This is a genomic window from uncultured Thiodictyon sp. (genome assembly GCF_903828115.1).
Lineage (GTDB): Bacteria > Pseudomonadota > Gammaproteobacteria > Chromatiales > Chromatiaceae > Thiodictyon.
The window spans coordinates 1-7,626 of sequence record NZ_CAIKKU010000026.1; the positions used below are offsets into that span (position 1 = coordinate 1).

3 protein-coding genes are annotated in these 7,626 nt (G+C 69.3%); all 3 read left to right on the forward strand.

Annotated elements, in window-relative coordinates; translation table 11 throughout:
* The first annotated feature begins 173 nt into the window (after positions 1-173).
* From QZY48_RS00910 to QZY48_RS00920, 3 genes are read left to right on the forward strand one after another with little or no spacing between them, the layout of a single operon-like run.
* Positions 174-743 (forward strand): Uma2 family endonuclease, encoded by a 570-nt coding sequence (locus QZY48_RS00910; protein WP_295426558.1) that lies wholly within the window; start codon positions 174-176, stop codon positions 741-743.
* 29 nt (positions 744-772) lie between these two features.
* Positions 773-2,401 carry a diguanylate cyclase gene (locus QZY48_RS00915; protein ID WP_295426559.1) on the forward strand — a complete coding sequence of 543 codons (1,629 nt, stop codon included), beginning with the start codon at positions 773-775 and terminating at the stop codon, positions 2,399-2,401.
* Positions 2,394-7,448: an AAA family ATPase gene (locus QZY48_RS00920; RefSeq protein ID WP_295426561.1), complete on the forward strand. Its 5,055-nt coding sequence runs from the start codon at positions 2,394-2,396 to the stop codon at positions 7,446-7,448. The genes QZY48_RS00915 and QZY48_RS00920 overlap by 8 nt, the downstream gene beginning before the upstream one ends.
* The last annotated feature ends 178 nt before the right edge of the window (positions 7,449-7,626 follow it).

The window sequence follows — 7,626 nt, forward strand, 5'->3', positions numbered from 1 at the left end:
CCTGTCGCCAGCGCGGCCAGGTGCCGTGGCCCTATCTGGCCGGCGTAATCGCTGAGCGCCGCGCCGGTCGCGCGGCCGCTCCGCTGCCGGCTCCAATGCCGGGTCTCTGAACGGCTACCCCGCATGAGGGCAAGCCCACGAACATCGTCGAACGTATTTACGAGACCGTTTCTATGAACCCACAGCCGCAACCGCGTCTCACACCGCAGGACTATCTGGCCTGGGAACGCCGACAGGAAACCCGCCACGAGTTCTTCGACGGCGAGATTTTCGCCATGACCGGGGCGAGCCGGGAACATAATCTGGTGTGCCTCAATATCGCCGCCAGTCTGCACACCCAACTGCGTGGTAAACCCTGCGAGGTCTATAACAACGATATGCGCGTGAAGGTCAGCGAGACCGGCATGTACACCTATCCGGACATCGTGGCCGCCTGCGCCGAACCCCGATTCGAGGACGCTGAGGTCGATACGCTGCTCAATCCGGTGGTGATCATCGAGGTGCTGTCCGACTCCACCGAACAGTACGATCGCGGTGCCAAGTTCCGGCATTACCGCACCCTGCCGTCTTTGCAGGACTATCTGCTGGTCGCGCAAACCGAATGCCGGGTGGAGCATTACGCGCGTGAGGCCGCCAGCCGCTGGCTGCTGACCGAATACCGCAGCCGCGACGACACGATCGACCTGCCCGCGGTGGGCTGTCGGCTGCTCCTGCGCGAAATGTACGAGCGCGTGCCGCTGTGACCACACCACCATTGGCCACCGCTTGACCCATGTCCAACCCTGATGCCAACGCGACGGAGGTCTACCAGGGGCGCGACCAGCGGGTGCTGCGCGTGCGCGATCCGGCGGCCGGCCCACTGCTCGTCAAGCAGGGCCGCGCTGACGGTGACCTGGATGCCGCCAGGTCCGCACTGCACAACGAGCAGCAGATCCTGGAACGCCTGCGGGGGTTGGCCGGCTGTCCGCACCTGGTGCGCTACGACCCGGCCAAGCCGGAACTGGCCGTGACCGACTTCGACGGTGTTGCACTCGGCGCCTCCGGGTTCCTGGGCACCGTCGATCTGGAACGCTTCCTCGCCTTGGCCGAAAACCTGGCGCAGGCCCTGGCGGGGGTCCACGGACGCGGTGTCATCCTCAATGATCTGAACCCGGCCGGCTGCCTGGTGTGTCCTGACGACCTGCGGGTGCAGTTCAGCGAGGTCCAGTCGGCCACCACCTTTGCCGAGGAACGCCCGGGGTTCGACCGCCTGAGTTGCCTGCCCGCCCCCCTGGCCTACCTGTCGCCCGAGCAGACCGGGCGGATGAATCGGCCGGTCGACTACCGCACCGACCTCTATCGGCACTGGGGCGCCGCGGGCAAGGCGCGGGCGATGCGCTCGGCCCTGCCCTTCATCGACCCCGGTGCGCCGAGCGGGCCGGACGGCCGCGGGGCCGGCCTGGGCGACGCCTTGGACCACGAAGCCCTGCGGGGGGCCGAACCGCTGGCGCGCATGACGCGCGCCGCGGCCGAGGCGCAACGCGGCATTGCCGCGACGGTGCTGCGACTGGGCCTGAAGACGCTGGCGCCCGTGGTGTCCGACGATGCGGTGAGCGACAGCCGTTTCGCGGCCGATCCGCACTTCGCCGGTCTTGCGCTCTGTTCGCTGCTGGCCCTGCCGGTGTCCGTCCAGGGGCGGGCCACGGCCTTTCTGATCCTGGAGAATCGGCTGTTGCGCGCCGCCTTTACCGCCGGGCGCATCGAGGCCCTGTCCATGCTGTGCGGGCAGTTGGCGATTTCGCTCGAAAACGCCCGGCTCTACCAGTCACTCGAACACAAGGTCGCGCAGCGCACCGGCGAGCTATCGGAGGCCAACCGGCTGCTCTCGGAGGCGATCCGGCGCTCCGAGGCGGAAATCGCCGAGCGCCGACGGGCGGAAGAGGCGCTGCCCGCCGAGTGGCGGCGTGCCTCCCGATCGCGGCGGCCCCTGGGGCTCGCGATGTTGGACGTGGATTGGTTCAAGAATTACAACGACCGCTACGGCCACCAGGCCGGCGACGAGTGTCTGCGCACACTCGCCGGTGTGCTGGGTGCCCAGGCCCACCGGATCAGCGACCTGGCCGCGCGCTACGGGGGCGAGGAGTTCGCGGTCATCGCCCCGGACACCGATGCCGCGGGCATGCTGCGCCTCGCCGAGTCGATCCACGCCGCCCTGGAGGCCCAGGCCCTGCCCCATGCCGCATCGTCGTTTGGCCGGGTCACCGTCAGCATCGGGGTCGCCGCGCTGGGACCCACGCCCGAGACGCGGCCCGAGACGCTGCTGCGGCTGGCGGACGAGGCCCGATACCGAGCCAAGGCCCAGGGTCGCAATCGGACCGTGCTGGGGGCGCCGGGTACGGGCGCGGGTGCGGCGCGTGCTTGAGCCACCGGCCGACGCGCCGGGAACCCAGAGCGGCCAGGGCGACGGCGCCGCGCTCGCCGCCCGCCCAGTGCGGCCGAACGAGCGGCGGATCCTGGAGCGGCTTCAGGGCCTGGCCGGCTGTCCGCGCCTGCTGCCCGGCGACCCGGCCACCGCGGAACTCAGGGTCGCCGACTTCGGCGGCGTGCCGCTGGGAAGCCCCGGCCTCTTGGGGAACCCCGACCTGGGACGCTTCCTCGCGCTGGCCCTGGCCCTGGCGCGCGCCGTGGCGCGGTACCACGGACGCGGCGTCATCCACCACGACCTGAACCCCGCCAAGATCCTGATTCGGCCCGATGACCTGCGGGTGCAGATCATCGGCTTCGACTTGGCCGCCACCTTTGCCGAGGACCGCTCGGGATTCGATCCCCTGGATCGCCTGCCCGGAGCGCTCGCCTACCTGTCGCCCGAGCAGACCGGGCGAATGAACCGACCGGTGGATTACCGCACCGACCTCTATTCGCTTGGCGCCGTCCTGTACGCCCTGGCGACCGGCGCCCCGCCATTCGAGGAGACCGACACCCTGGGCCTGATCCATGCCCATCTGGCGCGCTCCCCGCCGCCGCCGCAGGAGCGGGCGACCTGGCTGCCGCCGCGTCTGTCCGAACTGATCCTGGCGTTGCTCGCCAAGGAGCCCGACGAGCGCTACCAGAGTGCGGCGGGCCTCGCCTACGATCTGGCGCGGTTGCGCCGGGCCTTCAACGAGCGGGCGGATTTGGACGCGGTGCCGCTGCGCTCGCGCGACCTGCCGCTGGCGCCGCGCCCGCCCCGGCGTCTGCACGGACGCGACGCGGAGTTGGCGACGCTGACCGCGGCCTTCGCCCGGGTCGCCGATGGCGGTACCCAGGGGCTCTTTGTCGCGGGCTATGCGGGGGTCGGCAAGACGGCACTGATCCGCGAGTTGCACCGCCCGGTGACCCTGGCCAACGGCCTTTTCATCAGCGGCAAGTGCGAGCAGTTCCAACGGGACCGGCCCTTGCTGGCCCCATCCCAGTGCCTGCGTCACCTGTGTCAGTTGCTGTTGGCCGGGTCCGAAACGGCGGTGGCGGCCTGGCGCGAGCGGATCCTGGCGGGCCTCGGCCCGGATGCCGGCGCGCTGTTGGAGGTCCTGCCGGAACTGGAGGCCCTACTCGGTCCGCAAGCGCCCGCCCCGCGGATCGGCCCGCTGGAGGCGCAAGGGCGCCTGCGCGCCCTGCTGGTGGCCCTGGTGCGCCAGGTGGCCGCGCCGACGCGGCCCCTGGTGCTGTTTCTCGACGACCTGCAATGGGCCGATGCGCCGTCGCTGGACTTCGTCGGCGCCCTGCTGGAGGACGCGGCCCTGGCGGGCCTGCTCGTGATCGGTGCCTATCGCGACAACGAGGTGGATGGCACCCATCCGCTCCGGCACCGGCTGCGCCAACCGACCGCAGCGGGGACGCCGCCGGTGGTGCTGACCCTGGCCGGCCTGACGCCGCCGGACCTCGACGCGCTGCTCGCCGACATGCTGCACATTGCACCGGCGCAGGCACAGCCGCCGGCCACCGCCCTGTTCGCCAAGACCGACGGCAACCCCTTCTTTACCATCGCCTTGGTGAATGAACTGCACCGCGGCGGGGCCCTGCGTCCTGACCCGCGACGCGGTCGGTGGCACTGGGACACCGCGAGCCTCCTGGCCCGTCCGGTCAGCGACAATGTGGTGGACCTCCTCGCCGCCGGGTTGAGCGACCTGGCGAGCGCGACCGCGGAGGCGCTGGTGGCAGCCGCCTGTCTGGGCAACGAGTGCACCCTAGGCCTGCTTGCGCTGGCGACCGGCACCGACCCGGAAACCCTGAGCGGGCGGCTCCTGCCCGCGCTGGAACGGGGTATTCTCATCACGCCCAGCGCGCTCGCGTTGCAGCGGGCCGACCCCGCGGCGGCCCTGCGGTTCTGCCACGACCGGATGCAGCAGGCGGTCCAGCAAAGGCGCGACGACGCCTGGCGCAGCCGCCTGCATCTGGCCATGGCCCGGCGTTTCGCCCAGGCCGAAAACGACCCGCCCCGCCGCCTCGACGCCGCCCTGCACTATGCCGCCGCGGCGCCGCTGATCGTCGAGCCCGTGGAGCGGGCCCGCGCCCGGGACCTGTTGCTCGCGGCGGCCGTCGGGGCCCGCCAGGCCGGTGACTACGCCACCGCGGAGCGCCTGCTGCGCTTAGGCGTCGACTTGCTGGCCGCGGACGCCTGGCAGCGCGAGCACGGCGCCGCCTTCGGCCTTCATGCCGAGTTACACCTCGTGCTATTCAGTCAAGCCCGTCAGCGCGAGGCCGACGCAATCTATGCCCAGCTCGCCGCCAATACCTCATCCCCGCTGCTGCTGGTCGATCCAACCGCCACCCAGATAGCGAATCTGCTCAATCGCACACTCTACGATGAAGCCATCGTGCTGGGATGCGAACTCTTGGCGCGACTCGGTATGCCGGTCCCGCGCGCGGATCTGGAGCGGAGCCTCCGGGACTATCGCGACCTGCCATCGGATATCTTCCGGTCGGACACCGCTGACCCGGGAACCCCCGCCTCCACCGGGAGCGCGCTTACGCGGGAGCTTGAGTCCTTCTATCAGCAGGTCGCGGCCGGTGCGCTGGAGCACCTGCCGCAGGGCCGCGACCTGACGGACCAACGCCTCGTGGGTGCCGCCAAACTCTTGAACCACATGATCCCCGCGGCCCACTGCAGTTCCAGTCATCCGGTCCTTACGACCTGGTTGGCACTGCGGGTCGCGCGGCTCTGGATCGAAAACGGCTATTGTGCCGAGAACATCTACGGCCTGGTCTGCGCGTGCGTGGCCATCATTATCTTGCGCGGGGATTTCACGACCGCCGAACGCCTGGCCGGGATCGCCTTGCAGGTGGGCACGACACGGGAAGGCAGCCGCGAAACGGCGCGCGGCCTGTTCGTCTATACGAATCATATCGGGCATTGGTGCAATCCCCTGGAAGAGGATGTTGCCCACGCACACCAGGCATTCAGGGAATTGCTGCGAGCCGGCGACCTGGAAATAGCCTCGTTCACCTTCTATGCGTCGCAGGCCGCCTTACTGGACACCGGCGCCCAGCTCGCCGAGCTCCAGGCCGAGACCGCCGCCGCGTTGCGCTTCACGCGCAAGACCGGGAGTACCACGGCCGAGAAATCCTATCTGCCTTACCGACAACTGGTCCGCACGCTCAGGGGCGAGACCGCTGCCCCGGGCAGTTTCAACGACGCCGAGTTCGATGAGCAGGCACACCAGACGGCCCTGCAGGGCGATCCGATCCCGCTCGCCTTTTTCCATACTCATCGGGCGCTGGCGGCCTGCCTCTTCAACGACGATACGGCGCTGGCCCACCATGTGGAGACGGCCGTGGAACTCAGTTCGGCGATCCAGTCTGACTATGCGACGGCCCTGATCAACCTGTTGCACTCCCTGACGCTCGCCCGGCGGGTCCGGGAGACGAGCGCCGCCGCGCGTGCGCCCCTGCTCGAGCGGCTCGCCATCAACCAGGCCTGGCTGGCGGCCCGCGCCGCGGCGGCGCCGATGAATTTCGGTCATCTTCACGCCCTGGTGGAGGCCGAACGGCTGGACGCGCTGGGGCACGGCGCCTTGGCATTCGAGACCTTCGAGCAGGCCATGCGCCAGGCGCAGGCCCACCGGCGCCCCTGGCACCAGGCCCTGATCACCGAGCGGGCTGGACACTGCTACCTGCGCCACGGGCTGGAGCACGCCGCGCGGGCGCTGCTCGCGCAGGCGCAAGCCCTCTATCGCGAGTGGGGTGCCACCGGCAAGGCCCAGACGATGCTGGACGAACTGCCCTTCTTGGGCCCCAGCCGCGCGGTCGGCGCCGGGGAGCGACGCCACGACGCACTGAACCAGGAGGCGTTGCTGCGGGCCTCACAGGTGCTGGCATCGGAACGCTCGCTGCCGCAACTGGTAGCACGCGTGACGGAGCTCCTGGGCCAACTGACCGGGGCCACCGATGTCCAACTGCTGCTGCGAGACGCAACGGGCGCTTGGCATCTGGAAGGCGGGCTGCGGGGCGCCGAGCGGTTGGAACGGATGACGCTGCACGCGGCCAAGGAGCGGCGGGTCCTGCCCGCCGGCGTCCTGCGGCTGGGCCTCAGCACCCAGGCGCCCGTGATCTGCGACGACGCGGTGATCGACAGCCGGTTCAAGGCCGATCCACACTTTGCTGCATTGCCCCTGTGTTCGCTGCTGGGCCTGCCGGTGCTGCTGCACGGTCGGATCGGCGCCTTCCTGATCCTGGAGAATCGGTTATATCGTGCCGCCTTTCCCGTCGGCCAGGTAGAGACCCTGTCGCTGCTATGCGGTCAACTGGCGATCTCCATCGATAGCGCCCGACTCTACCAGTCGCTCGAAGACCGGGTCGCCGAGCGCGAGCAGGCATTGAAACAGGCGTATGAGCGCCTCACCGCCGCCGAGGTGGAACGTTCGCGCACGGCCGAGCGCGAACGCCTGTTGCAGGACATGCACGACGGCTTCGGCTCGCAACTGGCCGGGGCGCGCCTGCGCATCGAGAGCGGCGAGCTGACCCAAGCGCAAGTCGCGATCCTGCTGCAGGAATGCCTCGACGACCTCTATCTGGTCGTCGACACCATGAGCAACGAGGCGGGCAGCCTGCGCGACGCCATCGTCGATTGGCGCTATCGCTGCGAGGGGCGCCTGGCCGAGCAGCCCATTCGCGTCGACTGGCAGATCGAGCTGGACGCCTGTCCGCCACTCGCGCAACGGCTGATCCTGCAACTCCTGCGCATCATGCAGGAGGCATTGAGCAATGGGCTCAAACATGCCCGCGCCGGTCATATCGCGCTGCAGGCCGTCTATCGCGCGGACGGGCAATTGCATGTCGCCGTCACGGACGACGGCATCGGTATCCCGGAAGCGGTGGCGCAGGGGCGCGGCCTGGGCAATATGCACAGCCGTGCACGCGAGCTGGGGGGCGAACTCACCGTAAGCCGGCTGGCGCGGGGGACGCGGGTATCCTTGATCGTGGGCATGGGCTGAGGAAGGGTTCACTGATAGGTTAAACAAGTCCATTAGAGAATGCTACCAGCGCGGTTGTCGTTGTCGTTGTCGTTGTCGTTGTCGTTGTCGTTGTCGTTGTCGTTGTCGTTGTCGTTGTCGTTGTCGTTGTCGTTGTCGTTGTCGAGATTATCGTCGTGCCCCGGATTCTTTCGCTGCC

Excerpts from the sequence above, each read along its gene's own strand:
- QZY48_RS00910 (WP_295426558.1), top strand. The coding sequence starts at position 174 with ATGAACCCACAGCCGCAACCGCGTCTCACACCGCAGGACTATCTGGCC.
- QZY48_RS00915 (WP_295426559.1), top strand. The coding sequence starts at position 773 with ATGTCCAACCCTGATGCCAACGCGACGGAGGTCTACCAGGGGCGCGAC.